This window comes from Mycobacterium sp. SA01 (assembly GCF_041287105.1).
Classification (GTDB): domain Bacteria; phylum Actinomycetota; class Actinomycetes; order Mycobacteriales; family Mycobacteriaceae; genus Mycobacterium.
Genome location: NZ_JBGGNO010000020.1, coordinates 277765 through 300056, shown reverse-complemented (window position 1 = coordinate 300056; position 22292 = coordinate 277765). Strand labels below are relative to the sequence as shown.

Here is a 22292-nt window from a genome sequence, read left to right as displayed (position 1 = left end):
GGCAGGCAGACGCAGCAAATTTACATGCGCGTTGCGCCACGCCCGGTCAGCGCGCGTGCGGGCTGTCCGCGAGCCCCTGTCGAGGCGGACGGCCGCCTTATCCCCGGTCGATGGCCAACTTGCCCAGATTCGCCAGCGAATTATCGAGGTGGGAGACGGGGAACGGCGGGAAGAGGATGTTCTTCCGGATCTCCGGGGTGGCACCCGACCAGTCGTAGGTCAGGGTGACCCGAGTCTGCTCGTCGCCGAGGGGCTCGAGGTCGTAACGCCATGTCCAGCCGCCGAGTTCGATACTGCCGTCCTCAGCCAGGCCGCCCGGCGCCCACCCGATCACCCGGCCCGGTTCGAGCGCGGTGACCTGGTTGGCCATCTCGTAGTGCTTGTCGGGATGGTTGTCGTGGTACATCGCGATCCGGAAGATCTGTCCGGCTTCGGTCAGTTCCCGGCCGTCGTCCAAGGGTTCCCGAACCCAGCCGGTGCCGTCGATGTCCTGGTGAGTGCTCGGATCGGCGAGCACCCCGAATACGGCGGCGGCGGGTGCGTCGATGGTGGTGGTGACAATCAGAATTTCGGTCATAGTCAGACAGACCCGCCCCGGCGGAGAAACTCATCGCCGCCGGGCGTCACACCAGCGTCACGCTCGACGTCGACGGTGACTCTGGAGTGACGTTGGGCGCACGTGGGGAGCCGCGTCCGCCGCTACAACCCGAGCAACTCCGGCAGCACGGCGACCGAGTCGATGACGTGGTTGGGCTGCATCGCAAATTCGTCTGCGGCCCAACGGTCCAGGGTGTCCTGACGGAACTTGCCGGTGCGCACCAGCACACCGGTCATCCCGACCACCTGGGCGGCCAGAACGTCGTTGTTGAGGTCGTCGCCGACCATGTACATCTCATCGGGATCGACGCCGAGGCGGGCCGCGGAGGCCAGAAAGCCTGCGGGCGCTGGCTTGCCGACACCGGTGGCCTTGCGCCCAGAGGTCTCCTCCATGCCGATCAGGTACATGCCGGTGTCGATGCGCAGACCTTCGGTGGTGGTCCACGCGGTACTGCGATGCATGGCCACCACCGGTACGCCCTGGGCCATCCATTCGTACACCCGGCTCAGGGTGCGGTGGCCGTACTCCGGACCGGCGCCGCCGAGCAGGATGACGTCGGGGGCCTCGAGATCGGCGCCGTCGTACGCCTCCGAGTCGACGATGTCGATGCCCGGCATGTCGTCGGTGATCTGGCCGTTGTTGACCAGCAGGCAGCGCGCATCGGGATAGTTGGCCCGCACATAGTCGGCGGTCAGCGCCGCCGCGGTGATCACCTCGTCGGGCCGGACGTCCATTCCGGCGTCGCACAACGCGGCTGCGATCTGCTTGCGGGTGCGGGTGGTGGTGTTGGTCAGGTAGGACCGCGCGATCTGGTGGTCGGCCAGCACCGCCAGCGCCTCGGCGGCACCGGGGATCGGCGTCCACGAGGTCACCAGGACACCATCGATGTCGAACAGCACCCCACCGATAGCCATACCGCGACAGTAAACGGCCACCGATTGTCCGCAACTTGGGCCGTCTATCGTCGTGCCATGAGCGCACAGAAGTGGACCGAAGCGGACGTCCGCGATCAAAGCGGACGCATTGCGATCGTGACCGGCTCCAATACGGGGCTCGGATTCGACACGGCCCGGGTGCTGGCACAGCACGGGGCTCAGGTGGTGATGGCGGTCCGCGACACCGCCAAGGGTGACGCGGCGGCCGCCGAGATCCGGCGAGCCGCACCCGGTGCCGAGGTGACGGTGCACAAGCTGGATCTGGGCTCGCTGGCATCGGTGCGGGAAGCAGCGGCCGAGCTGGGCAGCGCCTACCCGCGGATCGATCTACTCATCAACAACGCCGGGGTGATGTATCCACCGAAGCAGACCACTGCCGACGGTTTCGAATTGCAGTTCGGCACAAATCATCTGGGCCACTTCGCGCTTACCGGGCTGTTGCTGAACAATCTGCTGGGAGTAGACGGATCACGGGTGGTTGTGGTGGCCAGCGTCGCGCACAACATCCGCGCCAAGATCGCGTTCGACGATCTGCAGTGGGAGCGCCGACGCTATGAGCGGGTCGCCTCCTACGGACAGTCGAAGCTGGCCAATCTGATGTTCGCCTACGAGCTGCAGCGCCGCCTCGCCGCGGCCGACGCGAAAACGATTGCCGTAGCGGCACACCCAGGCGTCTCGGACACCGAGCTGATCCGCCACGTCCCGGGCAGCTCGCTGCCCGGGGTCAAGCTCATCAGCGGGCTGCTGTTGAACAGCGCGGAAATGGGCGCGCTGGCCACACTGCGGGCCGCCACCGATCCCTCGGTCACCGGAGGGCAGTACTACGGGCCCGACGGGTTCCGCGAGCTGCGCGGCCACCCCAAGCTGGTGAGCTCCAGCAATCAGTCCCACGATCGGAACGTGCAGCAGCGGCTCTGGGCGGTATCCGAGGAGCTGACCGGCGTGAAATTCCCCGTCTGATGCGCACTGTCGAGGAGCACCAGCGGGTCGTCGCCGATCTGATCACCGCGCGCCCGGCCGCGACGGCGGGGCTGGCCGACGCCGAGGGCCTGATTCTCGCCGCCGACGTGGCGGCCCCGATGTCGCTGCCGGTGTTCGACAACTCGGCGATGGACGGCTACGCGGTTCGCGCCGAGGACGTCGTGGATGCCTCCCAGACCAGTCCGGTCACATTGCCTGTCGCCGAGGACATTCCGGCTGGGCGCGTTGACTCCTTGACATTGGCGCCGGGCACCGCGCACCGGATCATGACGGGTGCACCGCTGCCCGCCGGGGCGACGGCGGTGGTGCCGGTCGAGGCCACCGACGGCGGTATCGACACCGTCGAGATCCGGACCGCGTCCACACCCGGCCAGCACGTGCGGCGCGCCGGTGAGGATGTCACGGCGGGGACGACGGTGCTGCGCGCCGGCCAGCTGGTGACGCCGGCGGCTTTGGGGCTGGCCGCCGCGCTGGGCCTGGGCTCGCTGACGGTGCGGCCGCGGCTGCGGGTCCTGGTGATGTCGACGGGCTCGGAGCTGGTGTCGGCGGGCACCGAGCTGCAGCCCGGCCAGATCTACGAGTCCAACGCGATCATGCTGGCCGCCGCGGTCCGCGAGGCCGGCGCCGACGTGGTCGCGACCCCGACGTCGAGCGATGACGTCAACCAGTTCAGCACCGTGCTGGAGGGCTTCGCCGGGCAGGCCGACCTGATCATCACCACCGGCGGCGTGAGCGCCGGCGCCTACGAGGTGGTCAAGGATGCGTTCGGCGCGGGGGCGGTGGACTTCGTCAAGGTCGCGATGCAGCCCGGTATGCCGCAGGGCGCCGGCAAGGCAAACGGCACGTCGATCATCACGCTGCCGGGCAACCCGGTCAGCGCGCTGGTCTCCTTCGAGGTGTTCGTCCGGCCCGCACTGCGCGCGGCGATGGGCCTGGCCACCCCGAACCGGCCGCGTCGCACCGCCGTGCTGGTCGACGACCTGACATCGCCGAAGGGTAAACGCCAGTTCCGGCGTGGTGTCTACGACCCGGAGGCGGGCACCGTCACGACCTATGGGCCGCCGGCATCGCACCATCTTCGCTGGCTGGCCTCGGCGAACTGTCTTCTGGAGATCGCCGAGGACATCACCGGGGTGGCCGCCGGCGAGCAGGTTCAGCTCTGGGATCTGTCCTAGGTCTGCGCCCGCACAATCACAGCGCGCACGTAGAATCGTCGCCGATGGCCAGACGCCCCCGCACAGCGGAAGACAACATGAAGTCCGGCCCCCAGCGGCTGGTCGCGCTGGTGCGTTCCTCCGTTCCCCCTGTTCACCCCGCCGGCCTGCCGTTCATCGCGGCGGGCCTGGCGGTGGCGGGCGTCGGCCGGAAGAACCGCTGGCTGCGCCGCGCGGGCCTGACCGCGGCCGCCGCGAACGCCGGCTTCTTCCGGCATCCGCCCCGGACTCCCCCGAGCCGTCCCGGCGTGGTGGTCGCCCCGGCCGACGGACTGATCTGTCTGGTCGAAGAGGCCGAACCACCAGCCGAGCTCGGTCTGCCCCCGGGTCCGCGTCCGCGGGTGAGTATCTTCTTGTCTCTGCTCGACGCCCATGTGCAGCGGTCGCCGGTGGGTGGCGAGGTGCGCGCCGTGGAATACCGGCCCGGCCGCTTTCATTCCGCCGAGCTGGCGGCGGCGAGCGAGGACAACGAACGCAACAGCGTGCTGATCCACACACCGGACGGGCACGAGGTGGTGGTCGTGCAGATCGCCGGGTTGATCGCGCGTCGCATCGTCTGCGACCTGCACCCCGGTGACAAGGTCGCGATCGGCGACACCTACGGGCTCATCCGGTTCGGCTCGCGGTTGGACACCTACCTGCCTGCCGGCTCGCAGATCCTGATCGAACCCGGTCAGCGCGCGCTCGCCGGCGAGACTGTGTTGGCGCAGCTGCCGTGATCAAACCCCGCCCGTCCGCCATGCGCATCCTGCCCAGCGCGACGACGGTGCTGGCCATCTGTGCGGGACTGACCTCGATCAAGTTCGCGCTCGACGGCCGCCCGCACATCGCGTTGGCCCTGATCGGCGCCGCGGCGGTGCTCGACGGGATCGACGGCGGCATCGCGCGGGCCCTGGACGCTCAGTCCCGGATGGGCGCCGAGATCGACTCGCTGGCCGACGCGGTGAACTTCGGTGTCGCGCCCGCGCTGGTGGTCTATGTGACGCTGCTGCCCACCTCGCCGGTCGGCTGGATCTTCGCGTTGCTCTACGCAGTGTGCATCGTGCTGCGGCTGGCCCGATTCAACGCACTGCTCGACGACGACACCCGCCCCGCCTACACCCGCGAGTACTTCACCGGGATGCCGGCGCCGTGCGGTGCGGTCGGCGTGATCGGACCGCTCGCGGCGATGCTGCAGTTCGGCCACGGCTGGTGGACCTCGCCGTGGTTTGTCTGCCTATGGTTCGCCGCCAACGCCGCTCTGCTGATCAGCCGGGTGCCCACGCTGGCGCTCAAGGCTGTGAAGATGCCGCCCAATGCCGCGCCGATCCTGCTGATCCTCATCGCTGCCGCCGCGGCGGCGCTGCTGCTGTTCCCGTACATCCTGGTGTTGCTGATCATCGCGGGCTACCTGTGCATGATCCCGTTCACGGTCTACAGCCAGCGCTGGGTGGCCGCGCGACCGGAGGCCTGGAACGACGCGCCCAAGCAGCGGCGAGCTGCGCGACGTGCGAATCGCCGTGGCATGCCGAATCGCCGCTCGACGCGTCTCGGCCTGCGCAAGCCTGGTCGCTGACATGGCGCCGTCCAGCCTGTCGCTGACCGCACGGTTGAACACCTCGGCGCTGGACTCCCGGCGCGGTGTGGTGCGGCTGCATCCGGAGGCTCTCGCCGCGCTCGGCATCCGCGAGTGGGATGCGGTGTCGCTCACCGGCTCCCGGACCACCTCCGCCGTCGCCGGGATGGCGCCTGCGGACGTTCCGGCCGGCACCGCGCTCCTGGACGACGTGACGTTGTCGAACGCCGGCCTGCGTGAGGACACCACCGTGTTGGTCGCCCCGGTTACCGTCTACGGCGCACGGTCGGTCACGTTGCGCGGCTCCACCCTGGCCACTCAGTCGGTCACGTCGGCGACATTGCGCCAGGCCCTGCTCGGCAAGGTGATGACCGTCGGTGACACGGTGTCGCTGCTCCCGCGCGACCTCGGTCCCGGGACGTCCACCACCCAGGCCAGCTCGGCGCTGACCTCATCGGTGGGTATCACGTGGACGTCGGAATTGTTGACCGTGACCGGCACCGATCCGGCGGGACCGGTGAGCGTGCAACCGAATTCGTCGGTCACCTGGGGGGACGGTGTGACCCCCTCGGTCGGCGGGCCCGGGCCCACCGCGGCGGTGAGCCAGCCGATGACGTGGCCGGAGGCCCCGGCGGTCTCGATCGACGACCTCAAGGGCCAGCACGTGCAGGCCGGCCGGCTCACCGAATGGCTCAAACTCGCACTCGATCAGCCGGAGCTGCTGGAGAAGCTCGGCGCCACAGCGAATTTGGGCGTGCTGGTCACCGGTCCGGCGGGCGTAGGCAAGGCGACGTTGGTGCGCGCGGTGTGCGCCGGGCGACGGTTGGTCGAGCTCGACGGGCCTGACACCGGCGCGCTGGCGGCGCAGGATCGACAGCGCGCTGTTGCCGACGCGGTCGCCACCGTCACGAATGGTGGTGGCGTGCTGCTGGTCACCGATATCGACGCGCTGTTGCCCACCCCGGCCGAACCGGTGTCCGCGATGATCCTGACCGAGCTGCGCAAGGCGGTCGTCGCTCCCGGGGTCGCGCTGGTGGCCACCTCTCAACAGCCGGACGCGGCCGATCCGCGGCTGCGCGCACCGGATTTGTGTGACCGCGAGCTGGGCCTGAGCCTGCCCGACGGCGCCACCCGCAAGGCACTGTTGGAGGTGCTGCTGCGCGATGTCCCCGCAGGCGATCTGAAGTTGGACGAAATCGCCGAGCGCACACCGGGATTCGTTCGCGCCGACTTGGTCGCGCTGGTTCGGGAGGCCGCCCTGCGGGCCGCTGCCCGCGCCAGTGAGGACGGCGAGCCGCCTGCGCTCACCCAGGACGATCTCACGGGAGCGCTGAGCGTGATCCGGCCGCTGTCGCGCTCGGCCACCGAGGAGGTGTCCGTCGGGTCGGTGACCCTCGACGACGTCGGCGACATGGTCGAGGTCAAGCAGGCGCTGACCGAGGCGGTGCTGTGGCCGCTGCAGCATCCGGACACCTTCGCCCGTCTCGGCGTCGAGCCACCCAGGGGCGTGCTGCTGTACGGCCCGCCCGGCTGCGGCAAGACCTTCGTGGTGCGCGCACTGGCCAGTTCCGGCCGGCTCAGTGTGCACGCGGTGAAGGGCGCCGAGCTGATGGACAAGTGGGTCGGCTCCTCGGAGAAGGCCGTCCGCGAATTATTCCGCCGGGCAAGGGATTCCGCGCCATCGCTGGTTTTTCTCGATGAAATCGACGCGCTGGCGCCCCGGCGCGGGCAGAGCTTCGATTCCGGTGTCACCGACCGGGTGGTGGCCGCGCTGTTGACCGAGCTCGACGGCATCGAGCCGCTGCGCGACGTCGTGGTGCTCGGCGCCACCAACCGGCCGGATCTGATCGACCCGGCACTGCTGCGCCCGGGCCGGCTGGAGAAGCTGGTGTTCGTCGAGCCGCCCGATGCCGATGCGCGTCGCGAAATACTGCGCACCGCAGGCAAATCCGTGCCGTTGTCGGCGGACGTCGACCTCGATGCGCTGGCCGGCGAACTGGACGGATACAGCGCGGCGGACTGCGTGGCACTGCTGCGCGAGGCGGCGCTGACCGCGATGCGCCGCTCGATCGACGCCGCGGACGTCACCGCCGCCGATGTGGCCAAGGCCCGCGAAACGGTACGGCCGTCGCTGGACGCGGCGCAGGTGGAGTCGCTGAGAGAGTTTGCCGAGCGCCGTTAACCCTGTTCGGCGAGCGCGGCGAGCCGGTCGATCGAGGCCGCCAGTTTGTCCGCGGTGGTGGCTCGCGCCCGGGGCAGACGGTCCGGGTCGGTCAGCTCCGTCCAGTCGTAGGTGTGCGTGACGACGGTGGTGCCGTCGTCGGCGGGGTCGAGCCGCCAGCGCCACAGGTGACCCGGTTGGGCGCCGCCCGGGGGCGCGGGCCGCCACGCGATCAGTCGGCCCTCGTCGAACTCGACGACGTGGTTCTCCCGGTTCGCACCCTGGGTGAGCGTGGTGGTGAAGACATCCCCGACGGCGCGGACCCGCTGACCCCGGGCTGCTTGCGCGAGGTTGTCGTTGCCGTCCCATTCCGGCTGGCGCGCCGGGTCGGCGATCAATTCGAAGATGGTCGTGGCGGGTGCGGAAATCCGTCGGGTAGCGCTGACGATCTTGTCCTGGTCGGCCATGCCCCAATTCAACAACACCCGTTGACAGTCCATTAGTGACATGTCAGAGTTGGACGGTATGACCACCACCGTCGTCCGGGTCGGAGACCGCGACCGGGAAAACACCGCTGACCTGCTCTCCCACGCTCTCGCGCAGGGATACGTCGACCTCGCCGAGTACGAGACCCGTGTCCAGGCCGCCTTCGCCGCGGAGAACACCGAGCAGCTGCGCCGAGTCCTCGTCGACCTTCCGGTCGATCACCTGCGACGCACCGATCCCCGCCGCGTGGCCGCCCGCAAGCGAGCCGCCCGCGCCTCGGTGCGCCTGCATGCGGCCGGCTATCTGGCGATGGTCGCGATCGTCCTGGCGGTGTGGCTGGCGGTGGCCCTCACCACGGGCGAGACAGCGTATTTCTGGCCGGTGTGGCCGATCCTCGGCGGGGCGATCGGGCTGCTGGGGCACGTGCTCCCGGTCCGTACGTACTGCCGGTAGTCCGATTGGGGGACACCGGTTTCCTCCCGCACGCCCCCCGATCGGCCGATGCGCAGTCGTCACCCTCTACGGGATCCTTACTGGCACTTGGCAGTTACCTCGAGCGCAGAAGGACACCCATGAACGCCACCATGACCGCTATGCCGGATCAACCAGATCTCTGGGGACCGAACTACGACGGGTGGGAGTTCGAGCTGACCAACACGACCGACCACGATCTGGTCTTTGTCGCCGACATCACCGCCAACGTCGCGAGCTATCCGCCCCGGATCGCCGCGGGCGCAACGGTATTCCTCAAAGGAAAAGGCCGTGCCAAGGGCGGTCCGGCGAACTGTAACTTCGCCTACCGGCACCCGGATCACCTGGTCAATGCCGGTGGCATCGCGATCGCCGCGAGCGCCGACGCGCGTCGCGCCCGGATGACCGCCAGCTCAACGGGAACCACCGAAGTCCTCCATACCGCGAACCCGGCCGTCAACAGCGTCCAGACGATCACCTACATGCAGCGTTAGGCCGGTGCGTCCGGCACGGGCGCCGTCAACAGCGCCCGAACCGATGCAGACAGATCGGCCCGCGCCCACGACGGCATGCCCTCGCCGTGGGCATGACGCCGCACCACGGCGTAGGGCAGGTCGACGACCGCCCTGGTGACGGCGTCGACGCTGCGGGCGTCGGAGCGTCCGTACAGCTGGCGAGCCAGCTCAGCCACCCGGTCGGCCAGCGGCGCGTTCATCGCCGTCAGCGTCGCGGTGAATTCCGGGTCCGGCTGAGCGTCGCGTAGATCGCCGGGCCGGATGGCCAACAACACGCGCGCATCCTCGGTGCAGTCCGTCGCGAATTCGAGCGCGGCCAGGGCCATCGCGACCGCAACCTCCAGCGGATCCGAGCCGGCCGCAGCCATCGCCCGGGACTGGAAGCGGGTGAGGGCGCGCAGCCACACCGCCGTCACCACCGCGTCGCGATTACCGAACCGGTGGTAGAGCGTTCCCACCGGGGCGCCGCTGGCTTTGGCGATGGCCGCGACGCTGGCCGCGCGAGGCCCCTCGGCGAGGATCAGGCCGCGCGCCGCATCCAGGATGGCGTCGGTTTCATGCTTCCGCGGGGGTGCCACGATCTAGTACAGTCCTTCTATATGGAGCGTTTGCCCTATATCGATGAGCATGCCATAACGGTCCCCGCGGACCGGGCAGCGACGTGGCGCGCAGTGCTGCGAACGATGTGCAGCAACCCCGACGACCCCGAGACGGTGCCGTTCGGATTCACCCTCGAGGCCGCCGAGCAAAACGAACGCCTCGCCCTCACGGGACGCCACCCGTTCTCGGTCTACCGCTTGATCTTCCTGCTCGACGACGACGCGAACGGCGGCACCCGGGTGGTGGCACAGAGCTGGGCGGCCTTTCCCGGATTCACGGGCAGGATCTACCGCGCCCTGGTGATCGGATCCGGCGGACACCGGGTCGTCGTCCGCAACATGCTGAAACGCATTGCTCGACAAGCACTTTCAGCACCAGCGCCACAACGCTGAGCACCAAGGCAGTCCGACCGGCCATTCTGCGCAGCAGTCAACCACGTAGACTGCACGAAGGACATAGCCGAAAACCTTTGGCTGACACCCCGACCGACCGGTAGATCCCGACACGCTGGCGCGCCCAACAGATCCACGACGCGCAGGCGGGTCCTCAAGATCGGAGTGCCATGCTCGTCATCCTGATCGCGCACGCGATTGCCGCCGCCGTGGCGCCGGCTCTCGTATGGCGATGGGGGCGGCTGGCCTTCTACCCGCTGGCCCTGGTGCCGGCGGGCTCACTGGTCTGGGTGGGGCTGAACTGGCCGCAGCCCGGGCGCCAGGCCCCATCGGTCAATATCCCGTGGGCGCCCGAGCTGTCGATGAACATCACCCTGCGATTCGACACCCTGACCGCGATCATGAGCGTCCTCGTCCTGGGTATCGGGGCACTGGTGCTGTTCTACTGCGCGGAATACTTCCACCACCACGACGGCCACACCGAGAACCGGTTGCCCAGCTTCGCCGCCGAACTCGTCGCATTCTCCGGAGCCATGTTCGGCCTGGTGGCCAGCGACAACATGCTGCTGCTCTACACGTTCTGGGAACTGACCACCGTGTTGTCGTTCCTGCTCGTCGGGCACTACGCGGAGCGAGCCACCAGCCGCCGGGCAGCCATGCAGGCACTGCTGGTGACCACCGCTGGCGGGCTGGCCATGCTGGCCGGCATCGTGATCCTCGGCCACTCCGCCGGCACCTATCTACTCTCGGAACTGGTGGTCACGGCTCCGCACGGCACCGCCGTCGCGGTGGGCGTCGTCCTCGTCCTCGTCGGCGCGTTATCGAAGTCGGCGATCGTGCCGTTCCACTTCTGGCTGCCCGGCGCGATGGCCGCGCCGACCCCGGTGAGCGCGTATCTGCACGCCGCCGCGATGGTCAAAGCGGGCGTCTACCTGATCGCCCGGCTCGCCCCGGGGTTCGCCGACTCACCGGGCTGGCGCCCCACGGTCATCACCCTGGGCGTGCTGACCATGTTGCTGGCCGGCTGGCGCGCGGTTCGCGAGAACGATCTCAAACTGATCCTCGCGTTCGGCACGGTCAGCCAGCTCGGCTTCATCACGGTGATGGTCGGTGGTGGCGGTCAGGATCTGATGCTGGCCGGGCTGGCCATGCTGTGTGCGCACGCACTGTTCAAGGCGACGCTGTTCATGGTCGTCGGTGTCATCGACCATTCCACCGGCACCCGCGACATCCGCAGGCTGGCATGGCTGGGCCACCGGATGCCGGGACTGTTCGTCATCGCGGCGGCAGCGACCGCGAGTATGGCTGCCATCCCGCCGTTCCTCGGATTCGTCGCCAAAGAGGCCGACTTCGAGACCATCGCGCACAGCCAATCGCTCGGCGCCTGGGCACCGATCGTGCTCACCGGCGTGGTGACCGGATCGGTGTTCACCACAATCTACAGTCTGCGATTCCTGTGGGGTGCGTTCGCGCGCAAGGGATCTCACCAACCCACGACGCTGGTGGCCAATCTGCACCGCCCGAAGGCGAGCTTCCTGGTGGCGCCCGCGATCCTGGCCGCGGCCGGATTGTTCTTCGGTCTGGTGCCCAGCCGGCTGGACACCACACTGGACGGCTACGCGGCCACCATGCCGGCCGCCGGCGCCGACGACGGCCACTACACGCTGGAACTGTGGCACGGGGTCGGCCTGCCGCTGCTGCTGTCCGCTCTGGTGCTGGCGATCGGCATCGGGGCGTTCGTCAGTCGTGAGCGACTACGCCTCGCCCAGCTGGGATCCTGGCTGCCGCTGGGCAACGCCGACCGGATCTACGACGCGGTGATCCGCGGCGCCGACGTCGCCTCGGTCCGGTTGACCGCCATCACCCAACGCGGATCGATTCCCGTGACGCAGTCGGTGATCCTGTCGACGCTGGTGTTGTTCCCCGTGGTGGTGCTGGCGTTCGGCCCGCTCGACCGTCCCGAGTTCCGGCTGTGGGATTCCCTGGTCCAGCCGGTGGTGGGCCTGCTCATCCTGGCCGCCGCGGTGGCCGCCACCGTGATGCGCAACCGGTTGGCGGCGGTGCTGCTGGTCGGCATCACCGGCTACGGCTGCGGCGCGATCTTCGCCTTCCACGGCGCCCCCGACCTGGCGCTGACACAGTTCCTGGTGGAGACCTTGACGCTGGTCATCTTCGTCCTGGTGCTGCGCACGCTGCCCGCCGAGGCCGAGGAGTCGCCGCGCTTCCGGCTCCCCCGAATCGCGCTGGCGCTCGCCGTCGGCGCCACCGTCACCACCCTGGCCGCATTCGCGATGGCCGCCCGCACCGGCACGCCGATCGCCGATCTGCTGCCCGACGCGGCCTACTACCGCGGGCACGGCGCCAACACCGTCAACGTGCTGCTGGTCGACATCCGCGCCTGGGACACCCTCGGCGAGATCTCGGTGCTGGTGGTCGCGGCCACCGGCGTCGCATCACTGGTCTTCCGCAACCGCCGGTTCGGCGCCGCGCCGCGAGTCTCCGATGCCGGCCAGCCCGACATCGGGGCGCTACCGGCACCGGCCTACAGCCCGGCGGTCGGTGACACCACCTGGCTGCGCGGCAGCGAATTGCGCGACCCCCGCAACCGCTCCCTGGTGCTCGAGGTGGCGACCCGGCTGATCTTCCCGTTGATCATGGTGCTGTCGGTGTACTTCTTCTTCACCGGGCACAACACTCCCGGCGGCGGGTTCGCCGGCGGGCTGACCGCGGGCCTGGCGCTGGTGCTGCGCTACCTGGCCGGCGGCCGCTACGAACTCGGCGAGACACTGCCGCTGGACGCCGGCAAGATCCTCGGGGCGGGGCTGGCGCTGTCGGGCGGTACCGCCGTCGGCTCGATGCTGCTGGGCGCTCCCGCGTTGTCCTCGGCGGTCATCTCGCTGCATCTGCCGCTGCTGGGCTCGGTGAAGTTCGTGACGGCCCTGTTCTTCGACCTCGGCGTGTATCTGATCGTGCTGGGTCTGGTGCTCGACGTGTTGCGCAGCCTGGGCGCGCGCATCGACGAGGAACTGGCCACCGCCGCCCGCCCCGTGCTGAGAGCGAAAGCGTCATGATCGTCTACCTGGTCCCGTTGATCATCATCGGTGGCCTCACCAGTTGTGGTGTGTACCTATTGCTTTCGCGCAACCTGACCCGGATGCTGCTGGGTCTGCTGCTGGCGGGCAACGCCGTCAACCTGTTGATCCTGACCGTCGGGGGGAAAGCCGGGAACCCGCCCATCCGCGGCCGCACCAGTGGTGCGGAGACGACGACGGCCGACCCGCTGGCCCAGGGCATGATCCTGACCGCGATCGTCATCGCGATGGGGATCGCGGCGTTCGTGCTGGCGTTGACCTATCGGTCGTTCCGGTTAACCACCGAGGAGGACGTCGGCAACGATCCCGAGGACACCCGGGTGTCCAAGTTGTCCGACTCCGAGGCTGCCTCGATCGACGAGGACGCACCCCAGCCTGTGCCGGCGCGCGACACCGACGAGCCCGACGAACTCGATGCGCTGCCCGGCCACGAGGGGTCGCGATGACAGCCACGGGTGTATTGATGCCGCTGCCGGTGCTGATCCCGTTGATCGCGGCCGCACTGACGCTCGTCGCCGGGCGCAGGCCGCGGCTGCAGCGGCTGATCGCCCTGTTCGCGCTGAGCGGCGTGCTGGCGGTCTGCGCGGTGCTGCTCTACTTGACCGACCGCGACGGCACCCAGGCTTTGCATGTCGGCGGCTGGGGCCCTACCGATGCGGGACTCGGGCCGCTGGGCATCACGCTGGTGGCGGACCGTCTTTCGGCGCTGATGCTGGTGGTGTCGGCGATCGTGCTGCTGGCCGTGGTGTTCTACGCCATCGGGCAGGGCATCCGGGACGGCGACGAGCGCCAACCGGTGTCGATCTTCCTACCCACGTATCTGGTGCTGTCGGCCGGCGTGTGCACGGCGTTCCTGGCCGGTGACCTGTTCAACCTGTACGTCGGTTTCGAGGTGCTGCTGTCGGCGAGCTTCGTGCTGCTGACCATCGGAGCGAGCAAGGAACGGGTCCGCGCCGGCATCTCCTACGTGATGGTGTCGATGGTGTCGTCGCTGATCTTCCTGATCGGATTGGCACTGATCTACGCAACGACCGGAACGCTGAACATGGCGGAGCTTTCGCTGCGGCTGCAAGACGTCACCACCGGCACCCGCAGCGCCATCTTCGCGGTACTGCTGGTCGCGTTCGGCATCAAGGCGGCGGTCTTCCCGCTGTCGGCGTGGCTGCCGGATTCCTATCCGACCGCGCCGGCCCCGGTCACCGCGGTGTTCGCCGGCTTGCTGACCAAAGTCGGTGTCTACGCGATCATCCGGGCGCACTCGCTGCTGTTCCCCGCCGGGCGGCTGGACAACGTGCTGCTGGTCGCGGCGCTGCTGACCATGCTCGTCGGCATCCTCGGCGCGATCGCGCAGAGCGACATCAAACGACTGCTGTCGTTCACCCTCATCAGTCACATCGGCTACATGGTGTTCGGCATCGCGCTGTCCAGCAGGCTGGGCCTGTCGGGGGCGATCTACTACGTCGCCCACCACATCATCGTGCAGACCACCCTGTTCCTGGTCGTCGGATTGATCGAGCGGCAGGCCGGGGCGTCGACGTTGCGCCGCCTCGGCGGGCTCGCCGCAGCCAGCCCGCTGCTGGCGTTCGTGTTTGTGGTGCCGGCACTCAACCTCGGTGGTATCCCGCCATTTTCGGGCTTCATCGGCAAGGTTGCGCTGCTCGAGGCCGGTACCGCCAGCGGTTCGGTATTGGCCTGGCTGCTGGTCGCCGGGTCGGTGATGACCAGCCTGCTGACGCTGTACGTGGTGGCCCGGGTATGGACCAAGGCGTTCTGGCGGGCGCGGGTCGACGCACCGGAAGGCGCGCTGGCCGACTCCGCGCCGTCGGTTCTGCTCGACGACTACGCGCAAGACGTCGCGTTCGACGACCGGGGCGACGTCGGCCGGATGCCGGCCGGAATGCTGGTCCCCACAATGGCTTTGATCGCCGTCGGACTGGTGTTGACGGTGGCGGCGGGGCCCATCCTCGGCTACACCGATCGCGCGGCCGACGAGGTACTCGACCGCGGCCAGTACATCACCGCGGTGCTGGGGAGCCACCGATGAGAATCTGGGCGCTTCGGGTCTGGACGCTGGTGTGGCTCATTCTGGTGTGGCTGCTGCTGTGGGGCACCGTGTCGGTGGCCAACGTGCTCTCGGGGCTGGCGGTGGCGCTGCTGATAATCCTGCTGCTGCCGCTGCCGTCGGTGCCGGTGCAGGGCCGGCTGCATCCCGTGTCGCTGCTGCGGCTGGCACTTCATGTCGCGTGGTGGCTGACGCAGTCCTCGGTGCAGGTGGCCTGGCTGGCGATCCGGCCGGGCAAGCCACCGCTGTCCGCGGTGCTGCGCGGCCACCTGGCGCTCAAGTCCGATCTGGTGCTGGCCCTGGCGGTCAATATCGTGAACCTCACGCCGGGGACGATCGTGCTCGAGATCGACCAGGCGCGACGGCTGGTGTACGTCCACGTCTTGGACGTGGGCTCGCCGCGCTCGGTGGAGCGGTTCTACCGGCAACTGACCCAGCTGGAGCGGATGCTGGTCGCGGCGTTTGAGCGGGACTCCGAATGGCGTCCTGCGGCAAGCGAATCCGAGGAGGAGATCCCGTCATGACGATCGTGTGGGTGCTCTCGGGCGTGATGCTGGTCGCGGCGGCCGCGGTGACGATGGTCCGGTTGTTGATGGGGCCCAGCACACTGGATCGGCTGGTCGCGGTCGACACCCTGGTGGCGGTGACGATGTGCGGCGTCGGCACGTGGGCGGCGTTCAGCCTGGACACCACCGTCACCTACAGCCTGGCTGCTCTCGCGCTGATCAGCTTCGTCGGCTCGGTCAGCGTGGCCCGGTTCCGGGTGCCTGACGTGGCGCGGCGGGACGAGTCATGAACTCCCTCAACCTGCTGGCGGGCGTGCTGGTCCTGGCCGGATCCGCACTGGCCCTGACCGCGGCCATTGGTGTGCTGCGCTTTCCGGACACGCTGACCCGCATGCACGCCGCAACCAAACCGCAGGTGCTGGGACTGCTGCTGGTCCTCGCGGGCGCGACGATCCGGCTGCGCGGCAACATCGATGTCGGCATGCTGGTGCTCACCGCCATGTTCACCCTGATCACCGCGCCGGTCATCGCGCAACGGGTCGGGCAGCTGGCCTACCGGGAGCAACGGGTCAGCGACGGGCTGACGGTCGATGAGATGCGTGCGGACAACACCGAAGGAGCGAAGCCGGAGCCGTGAGCCGAACAGACGATGACACCTGGGATATCACCGAAGGGGTCGGCGCCACCGCGCTGAGCGTGGCTCGTGCACGGGCGACGGAGACCGACGCCGAATGTCCGCTGTACCTCGACCCGTATGCCCACTTCTTCGTCGAGGCCGCGGTCGAGGCAGGTTGGCGTTCACCGTTTCTCGACGAAGACCCGGTGCGGGCGCAGGCCATGGCCGCCTACATCGCCTCGCGCACGAAGTTCTTCGATGAGTTCTTCACCACGGCCGGCGCCAACGGATTGGATCAGGCGGTGATCCTGGCTGCCGGCCTCGACACCCGCGCCTGGCGGCTGCCGTGGATCAGCGGCACGACGGTCTACGAGATCGACCAGCCGAAGGTGCTCGAATTCAAGGAGCGGGTGCTGGCCGAGCATCAGGCAAAGCCCGGTGCCGGGTACGCCGCGGTGGCCGTCGACCTGCGTCATGACTGGCCAACGGCACTGCGCGAGAACGGTTTCGACCCATCACGCCCGACAGCATGGTCGGCAGAGGGGCTGCTGCCCTACCTGCCCTCCACCGCGCAGGACGCGCTCTTCAAGCAGATCGACCAGCTCAGCGCAGCCGGCAGCAGACTGTCGGTGGAGGCGTTCGGCGAGACGTTCTACTCCGCCGAACAGCTGGCTCGCCGGCAGGAGCGGATGGCGCAGGCCCGCCGGGCCGCGGCCCAGGTCGGTGGTGCGGGGTCAGCGAGAAGCGAAGCGGGATCGCGCATGTCCCAGCCCGACGTCACCCGGCTCTGGTACATGGAGGCGCGCACCGATGTCGAGAAGTGGCTGACCGAGCGCGGCTGGGAGGTCACCGCGACCTCGGCTGTCGACCTGATGGCGCACTACAAGCGGCCCGCACCAGACGGTCTCGAGGACCCGGTTCCCGATACCGTCCTACTGGACGCCCACAAGCTCTGAGCCTGCGCTCCGGGCACCGATTCTGCGTTCAGCGCTACCGCGCGTTGGTGAATCACGCGCTCACCGCAGACTCGGCGCGGAGAAGTTGGCCAACAGGTTTCAGACCCCGGCCGCCCCGTCGATGCATTCACGGATCAGGTCGGCGTGCCCGCAATGGCGGGCGTACTCGGTGACCATGTGGGTGTAGATCCAGCGCAGACTAACCTCCCCGCCCATGAAGGGGCTGGTGTCATCGAGTGCCCGCGCCGCACAGTTCGCGCGCGCGTGCCTGACCTCGTCCTGCCAGATCCCCATGGCGGCGCGATATGACGACTCCGCCGTCACCGCGAACCCGCCGTCGTGGCCTTCGGGTTGATCGGCTGGACCGAAAATCGGCGGCACGTTCTCGCCGGCGAGGACGCGCCGGAACCAATTCCGCTCCACCTCCGCGGCATGCTGAAGCAAACCCAGCAACGTCAACGGCGACGGCGGCACCGACGCGAGGCGCAACCGGTCGTCCTCAAGGCCTTCGCATTTGGTGGCCAGGGTCACGCGGTAGAAGTCCAGCCAACTCTCCAGTGTGGTGCGCTCATCGGCATTCAGCGGCGGCATCGGCCGTTCCATCGATGTCATGCACCAAGGGTGTCACCCCGCCCCGACAGTCTGGCGGCGGACTCGGTCCGGGAGGAAACCGGGGCGGCTATTCCCCCGTGTCGTCGGAGGCGATCTGGAATTCGACCATGGCAGAGACTGTTTCGATCGCGTCGGCCAGCACGTCGACCCGTTCGGCGAGTGTCGGCGCCGCCAGCACCGCGTACCGGTCGGCCTGCCCCATCGGCACCCGCGAGGCGAGTGCGTAGATGTGCCGGGACGGGTCGTCGGCGACCTCGGGCGCCACCGCGAGCGCATCGGGTCGAAGCCGCGCGCCCCGCGCGCTGACGATCCGTTCGAACAGTGCCAGCATCGCATCGACGATCTCGCCGATGCGTTCGTGCGTCACCGGTGGGCCCGGCTCGTCGGGCCAGGGTTCGATGTCAGCGCGGGGGTAGGGGTCGTCGTCCAGCCACTCGCGTACCCGGATCCGTTCACCGATGACGGTGCCCAATTGGTATTGGCCCATCCCGTGGTCGGCGTATTCGGTGATGCGGGCCAGCGCCCCGACGTCGCCGCGGACATCGCCGCCACCGACCTCGAGGCCGCGGGTGATCAGCACGACCCCGAACGCGGGATCGGTCATCTCCAGGCAGTCCCGCACCAGCTGCGAGTACCGCGGCTCGAAGATCCGCAGCGGCAATGGTTCTCCGGGCAGCAGCGCCGACTGCAGCGGGAACATCGGCTGGGCGGTCATGGCTACCGGATGCCCTGCCCCATGACCACATCCTTGACCGGCGCGGAGGGATCGACGAATCCGCACAGCGCGCTGGCCACGCCCGCCCACAGTTGCGGGTTCATCGAGACCAGTTGATTTCCGCTCTTCCCGATCGCCACGATCACTTCGCGCCGGGTGACGGTGTCCATGGTCAGGAACTCACGGCAGGTCGTGGTGAGCAGATCGGCGGGCACCATCCCCTTGCCGGCCTCACCGGGGGTGGCCACCGGGGTGCCGGTGATCGGTTTGGCGCAACCGCCACCGATCAGGACGACGGCCGTCGCCACCACCGCGAGTCCCAGTCGTCTCATCCTCATGGGCGCCTCCCTCGGGTCCATTGCACCACTCCTCCTCGGGCTTGCGGCCCGCATCGTCGTGACGCGGGCTAGATATCCAGCTCCCCGACCAACGAGTCAACCACCGCGAGCAGATCACCGCCGCTGTCCTCGGCCACCCGGTGCTGGCGCTGATAGGACGCGCCACGCCGGGGGATGTCGGCGACCGCTGCCAATTCGTCTGCGCAGTGCAGTGATTCGGCCACCGGCTGCAGCCGGGTCAGCAGATCGTCGAGGTCCTCGGTGACCAGTCGTTCATTGCTGTCCGCGTCGAGGATGATGATGGCGTCCAGGCCGTACCGGGCGGCGCGCCATTTGTTCTCCTGCACGTGCCACGGCGGCATCACCGGCAGCTGCTCACCGGCTTCCAGTCGACGGTCCAGGTCGACCACCAGGCAGTGCGTCAGCGCCACCAGTGCCGCGAGCTCTCGCAGATTGGACACCCCGTCGAAGACCCGCACCTCGATGGTGCCCAGATGCGGCGACGGCCTGATGTCCCAACGCACTTCGTTGATGTGGTCGATGATGCCGGTCTTCTTCTGGTCGTGCACGAACCGCTCGAACTGCCGCCAGGTCTGGAATTGGAACGGCAGGCCCGCGGTCGGCAACTGCTGGAACATCATCGCCCGGTTGCTGGCGTAACCGGTGTCTTCGCCGGCCCAGAACGGTGAGGAGGCCGACAACGCCAGCAGATGCGGATACTGGTTGAGCAGTGAGGAGATGATCGGCATCACCTTGTGCGCCGACGACACCCCGATGTGAACGTGCACACCCCAGATGAGCATCTGCCGTCCCCACCACTGGGTCCGCTTGATCAGCTCGGCGTAGCGCGGCGCGTCGGTGAGTTTCTGCGTCGACCACGACGCGAACGGATGGGTGCCTGCGCAGAACAGCTCCATGCCGCGTCCGTGCACGATCTCGCGCGCGCTGCGCAGGGTGCCCTTGAGATCGACCATCGCCTCGTCGACGGTGTCACAGACGCCCGTGACGACCTCGATGGTGTTGCGCAGCAACTCTTTATGGACGTGCGGGCTCTCACCGACATCGGCGATTACCTCGGCCGCCTCGTTACTGAGGTCGCGGGTGGCCGCATCGATCAGCGCGAACTCCCACTCGACGCCGAGCGTCGGCCGGGGCGACCCGGCGAAGTCGATGCGGCCGGGCTTCTGCGAAGGTGTTCTAGCCGGTGCCGACGACACCGCACGCCACCCGCTTGCCGGCGTCGCCGGTGGCCATCGTGGCTTCATCCGGGCCGGGCGCGCCACCCTGGATCTGCTGGTAGCGCTCCGGCGGGATGTTGGCGAAGTTGTCGGCGTCGGCGTGGATGATGATCGCGGTCCCGTTGCCGCCCAGCAGATCCTGCTTGGTGAAGGCGTCGGTGGTGGTCACCAGCATTGCCGAACCGTCCTCACGCACCTGCAGCGAGGCGAGATCACCGCTGGCGGGATGCCCGCTGTGGCCGCCGGCCTGGAAGTGGCCACCCGCGGAGAGGAAGTCGCCGGGCGCGCCGCCGGTCGGGGCGACGGAGTTGGCCTCGCACTTGGCGAACGAGTGCAGGTGCAGGCCGTGGAAGCCCGGTGCCAGCTTGCCGGTTCCGGTGGTCTGCACAGTGACCGTCGCGAAGCCGTCCTGGAACTCGAAGGTCGCCGCCGCGACCTGGGTGCCATCGGCAGTCTTGATCTGGGCGGTCAGGGTGTCGGCGCTGGACGCGGACGCCTGCGGAGCGGCGTGGGTGTCCTCACCATGGCTGGTGCCGTGGGTGCCTTCGCCCGCGGCGGCCGGCGCCGGGGATCCGGTCCACACGGGCGGCGTGGTTCCGGGCTGCGAGGCGATCGGCTCGTTCGGGCTGCACGCGCTCAACACGGCGACGGGAGCGACGAACAGGATGGCGGCGGCAGTTCTCAGCGGGCTGACGGTCGTGACCATGAGCCGAAGCCTATCCGGTCACCAAAACGATCACGCCCGGTGGCTGCTCGGCGATTTCCGGGATTCTCGGGGCCACCGGCGCGTTGAGCACCTTGGCCACCGCTTCCGCGGCGTCCTGCTCCCCGTCGGTGGTGCCGTAATACACCGTGGTCGCAGGCAGCGGCGGCACCTGCAGGTTGCTGGTCTCGGTGACATTCCAGCCGGCTTCGCGCAGCCGGTCACCGATCCGGCTGGCGGCGCCTTCGCCTTCACCGACGTTGAAAACCCGCACGTCGGCCTTGGGTGCGGGCGCGGCCGAGGTCGTGGACGTCGTCGTGGTGACCGTCCGCACCGACGTGTCGTCGCTGCTGTCGTCAGTGCCCGAGCCCATGGCCTGGAAGCCGACCAGCAGGAAGATCACCCCGAGGAACAGCAGCACCATCACCATGGCGCGCAGCGGCAGCCCGGCGGAATCAGGTACGCGGTCGTTCATCGCGCCCACTGTAACCAGCGGGTCCGCCACGGGAGAAAAATCAGGTGACCTCGAAGCCGAGTCGGCGCGCCGCGCGCGCCTTCTGCCGGCTCGCCCGAAGCCGTCGCAGCCGCTTGACCAGCATCGGATCGGCGGCAAGCGCCTCGGGGCGGTCGACCAGGGCGTTCAGCACCTGGTAGTAGCGGGTGGCCGACATCGAGAAGAGTTCCTTGATGGCCTCTTCCTTGGCGCCGGCGTACTTCCACCATTGCCGCTCGAAGGCCAGGACGTCGTATTCGCGGCGAGTCAGCCCATCGGGAAGGTCAGCGTCGTCATTGGACCGCTCGGCCCGTGCCATGGCGCCGTCCATTTCGATCTGTAGACCCTTTCGAAGACCTGCAAAAGACTTGCCTATGCTCGGCGCTCATTCAATCACGGTTGTCTCGGTTGGGACGGCAGCCAAGCCCGCGCGTCGGCTGACTTAAGCTTGCCGATCATGGCGGTTAGACCAATCGTGATTCTGGGTGATCCTGTTCTGCATTCGCCGACGCAGCCCGTGCCGGTCGGTGACGACGGTTCGCTGCCCGCGGATCTGGCCGATCTGATCACGGACATGTACGACACGATGGACGCGGCCAACGGAGTCGGGCTGGCGGCCAACCAGATCGGCGTCGGCAAGCGGCTGTTCGTCTACGACTGCGCCGACGAGCGCGGCAAGACGACGCGGCGGCGGGGTGTGGTCATCAATCCCGTGTTGGAGACCTCGGAGATTCCCGAGACCATGCCCGACCCGGACAACGACGACGAGGGCTGCCTGTCGGTTCCCGGCGAATCGTTTCCGTGCGGCCGCGCCAAGTGGGCGCGGGTCACCGGCCTGGACGCCGACGGCAACGCGGTCACCCTGGAAGGCCACGACCTGTTTGCCCGCATGCTGCAGCACGAGACCGGCCACCTCGACGGGTTCCTCTACGTCGACATGCTGATCGGCCGGCACGCGCGGGCGGCGAAGAAGACCGCGAAGAGGAACGGCTGGGGGGTGCCCGGCCTGTCGTGGACACCTGGTGAGGTGCCCGACCCGTTCGGTCACTGACC

27 protein-coding genes are annotated in these 22292 nt (G+C 68.6%); 16 read left to right on the top strand and 11 right to left on the bottom strand.

The features are described from left to right. Positions 1-97 precede the first annotated feature (97 nt). Both AB4879_RS20600 and AB4879_RS20595 read right to left on the bottom strand, forming a co-directional pair. Positions 98-577, bottom strand: a complete 480-nt coding sequence (locus AB4879_RS20600; protein WP_370509071.1) for a polyketide cyclase — start codon at positions 575-577, stop codon at positions 98-100. Between the two features lie 122 nt (positions 578-699). Then, positions 700-1512 (bottom strand): HAD-IIA family hydrolase, encoded by an 813-nt coding sequence (locus tag AB4879_RS20595; protein ID WP_370509070.1) that lies wholly within the window; start codon positions 1510-1512, stop codon positions 700-702. Between the two features lie 57 nt (positions 1513-1569). Between AB4879_RS20595 and AB4879_RS20590 the strand changes: the two genes are divergently transcribed. From AB4879_RS20590 to AB4879_RS20570, 5 genes are read left to right on the top strand one after another with little or no spacing between them, the layout of a single operon-like run. Next, entirely contained in the window at positions 1570-2493 is a 924-nt protein-coding gene (locus tag AB4879_RS20590) for an SDR family NAD(P)-dependent oxidoreductase (RefSeq protein ID WP_370509069.1), read from the top strand. Further along, positions 2493-3689: a gephyrin-like molybdotransferase Glp gene (gene glp / locus AB4879_RS20585; protein ID WP_370509068.1), complete on the top strand. Its 1197-nt coding sequence runs from the start codon at positions 2493-2495 to the stop codon at positions 3687-3689. The genes AB4879_RS20590 and glp overlap by 1 nt, the downstream gene beginning before the upstream one ends. Before the next feature lie 44 nt (positions 3690-3733). Then, positions 3734-4447, top strand: a complete 714-nt coding sequence (locus AB4879_RS20580) for a phosphatidylserine decarboxylase (RefSeq protein WP_102805228.1) — start codon at positions 3734-3736, stop codon at positions 4445-4447. Between the two features lie 20 nt (positions 4448-4467). After that, positions 4468-5283: a phosphatidylcholine/phosphatidylserine synthase gene (locus AB4879_RS20575; RefSeq protein ID WP_370509537.1), complete on the top strand. Its 816-nt coding sequence runs from the start codon at positions 4468-4470 to the stop codon at positions 5281-5283. Between the two features lies 1 nt (position 5284). Further along, complete coding sequence (locus tag AB4879_RS20570) at positions 5285-7465, top strand: AAA family ATPase (protein ID WP_370509067.1); 2181 nt, start codon at positions 5285-5287, stop codon at positions 7463-7465. Here AB4879_RS20570 and AB4879_RS20565 read toward each other — a convergent pair. Further along, positions 7462-7944 carry an SRPBCC family protein gene (locus AB4879_RS20565; protein ID WP_370509066.1) on the bottom strand — a complete coding sequence of 161 codons (483 nt, stop codon included), beginning with the start codon at positions 7942-7944 and terminating at the stop codon, positions 7462-7464. The genes AB4879_RS20570 and AB4879_RS20565 overlap by 4 nt on opposite strands. Before the next feature lie 25 nt (positions 7945-7969). Between AB4879_RS20565 and AB4879_RS20560 the strand changes: the two genes are divergently transcribed. Together AB4879_RS20560 and AB4879_RS20555 are read left to right on the top strand one after the other, a co-directional pair. Then, positions 7970-8383, top strand: coding sequence for a DUF1707 domain-containing protein (locus AB4879_RS20560; RefSeq protein ID WP_370509065.1), 414 nt, complete (start codon positions 7970-7972; stop codon positions 8381-8383). Between the two features lie 140 nt (positions 8384-8523). Next, positions 8524-8895, top strand: coding sequence for a hypothetical protein (locus AB4879_RS20555; RefSeq protein ID WP_370509064.1), 372 nt, complete (start codon positions 8524-8526; stop codon positions 8893-8895). On the opposite strand, the gene AB4879_RS20550 is transcribed toward AB4879_RS20555, so the two are convergent. Next, a complete protein-coding gene (locus AB4879_RS20550; RefSeq protein ID WP_370509063.1) occupies positions 8892-9494 on the bottom strand; it encodes a TetR/AcrR family transcriptional regulator in 603 nt (200 codons plus the stop codon). The two genes, AB4879_RS20555 and AB4879_RS20550, sit on opposite strands and share 4 nt — an antisense overlap. A gap of 21 nt (positions 9495-9515) precedes the next feature. Here AB4879_RS20550 and AB4879_RS20545 point away from each other — a divergent pair, with 21 nt between their 5' ends. The 8 genes from AB4879_RS20545 (at position 9516) to AB4879_RS20510 (ending at position 17140) form a co-directional block, all read left to right on the top strand. Next, positions 9516-9908 carry a hypothetical protein gene (locus tag AB4879_RS20545; protein WP_370509062.1) on the top strand — a complete coding sequence of 131 codons (393 nt, stop codon included), beginning with the start codon at positions 9516-9518 and terminating at the stop codon, positions 9906-9908. Between the two features lie 170 nt (positions 9909-10078). After that, positions 10079-12979, top strand: coding sequence for a Na+/H+ antiporter subunit A (locus AB4879_RS20540; protein ID WP_370509061.1), 2901 nt, complete (start codon positions 10079-10081; stop codon positions 12977-12979). After that, positions 12976-13446, top strand: coding sequence for a Na(+)/H(+) antiporter subunit C (locus AB4879_RS20535; RefSeq protein ID WP_370509060.1), 471 nt, complete (start codon positions 12976-12978; stop codon positions 13444-13446). Before AB4879_RS20540 ends, AB4879_RS20535 begins: the two co-directional genes overlap by 4 nt. After that, entirely contained in the window at positions 13443-15044 is a 1602-nt protein-coding gene (locus tag AB4879_RS20530) for a Na+/H+ antiporter subunit D (RefSeq protein ID WP_370509059.1), read from the top strand. The genes AB4879_RS20535 and AB4879_RS20530 overlap by 4 nt, the downstream gene beginning before the upstream one ends. Further along, positions 15041-15586: a Na+/H+ antiporter subunit E gene (locus AB4879_RS20525; protein ID WP_370509058.1), complete on the top strand. Its 546-nt coding sequence runs from the start codon at positions 15041-15043 to the stop codon at positions 15584-15586. The genes AB4879_RS20530 and AB4879_RS20525 overlap by 4 nt, the downstream gene beginning before the upstream one ends. Then, positions 15583-15858, top strand: a complete 276-nt coding sequence (locus AB4879_RS20520; RefSeq protein ID WP_370509057.1) for a monovalent cation/H+ antiporter complex subunit F — start codon at positions 15583-15585, stop codon at positions 15856-15858. The genes AB4879_RS20525 and AB4879_RS20520 overlap by 4 nt, the downstream gene beginning before the upstream one ends. Continuing rightward, positions 15855-16205, top strand: coding sequence for a monovalent cation/H(+) antiporter subunit G (mnhG, locus tag AB4879_RS20515; protein ID WP_370509056.1), 351 nt, complete (start codon positions 15855-15857; stop codon positions 16203-16205). The genes AB4879_RS20520 and mnhG overlap by 4 nt, the downstream gene beginning before the upstream one ends. Continuing rightward, positions 16202-17140, top strand: a complete 939-nt coding sequence (locus tag AB4879_RS20510; RefSeq protein WP_370509055.1) for an SAM-dependent methyltransferase — start codon at positions 16202-16204, stop codon at positions 17138-17140. The genes mnhG and AB4879_RS20510 overlap by 4 nt, the downstream gene beginning before the upstream one ends. Positions 17141-17239: 99 nt before the next feature. Here AB4879_RS20510 and AB4879_RS20505 read toward each other — a convergent pair whose 3' ends face one another. From AB4879_RS20505 to AB4879_RS20475, 7 genes are all read right to left on the bottom strand, one after another. Beyond that, complete coding sequence (locus tag AB4879_RS20505) at positions 17240-17752, bottom strand: DinB family protein (RefSeq protein ID WP_199189730.1); 513 nt, start codon at positions 17750-17752, stop codon at positions 17240-17242. A 67-nt stretch (positions 17753-17819) separates the two neighbouring features. Continuing rightward, on the bottom strand, positions 17820-18467 hold the full coding sequence (locus AB4879_RS20500) for an LON peptidase substrate-binding domain-containing protein (RefSeq protein ID WP_102805213.1): 648 nt from the start codon (positions 18465-18467) through the stop codon (positions 17820-17822). Positions 18468-18469: 2 nt separating this feature from the next. Beyond that, the gene (locus tag AB4879_RS20495) at positions 18470-18805 is read right to left on the bottom strand and encodes a hypothetical protein (protein WP_370509054.1); all 336 of its coding nucleotides are present in this window, start codon (positions 18803-18805) and stop codon (positions 18470-18472) included. 68 nt (positions 18806-18873) lie between these two features. After that, entirely contained in the window at positions 18874-20022 is a 1149-nt protein-coding gene (locus AB4879_RS20490) for a glutamate--cysteine ligase (protein ID WP_370509053.1), read from the bottom strand. Continuing rightward, positions 20003-20749: a superoxide dismutase family protein gene (locus AB4879_RS20485; protein ID WP_102805210.1), complete on the bottom strand. Its 747-nt coding sequence runs from the start codon at positions 20747-20749 to the stop codon at positions 20003-20005. Before AB4879_RS20485 ends, AB4879_RS20490 begins: the two co-directional genes overlap by 20 nt. A 10-nt stretch (positions 20750-20759) precedes the next feature. Then, positions 20760-21221, bottom strand: a complete 462-nt coding sequence (locus AB4879_RS20480) for a LytR C-terminal domain-containing protein (RefSeq protein ID WP_102805386.1) — start codon at positions 21219-21221, stop codon at positions 20760-20762. Between the two features lie 40 nt (positions 21222-21261). Further along, complete coding sequence (locus AB4879_RS20475; RefSeq protein WP_036343097.1) at positions 21262-21570, bottom strand: DUF3263 domain-containing protein; 309 nt, start codon at positions 21568-21570, stop codon at positions 21262-21264. Between the two features lie 126 nt (positions 21571-21696). Between AB4879_RS20475 and AB4879_RS20470 the strand changes: the two genes are divergently transcribed. Continuing rightward, positions 21697-22290: a peptide deformylase gene (locus AB4879_RS20470; RefSeq protein ID WP_102805209.1), complete on the top strand. Its 594-nt coding sequence runs from the start codon at positions 21697-21699 to the stop codon at positions 22288-22290. Positions 22291-22292: the final 2 nt, after the last annotated feature.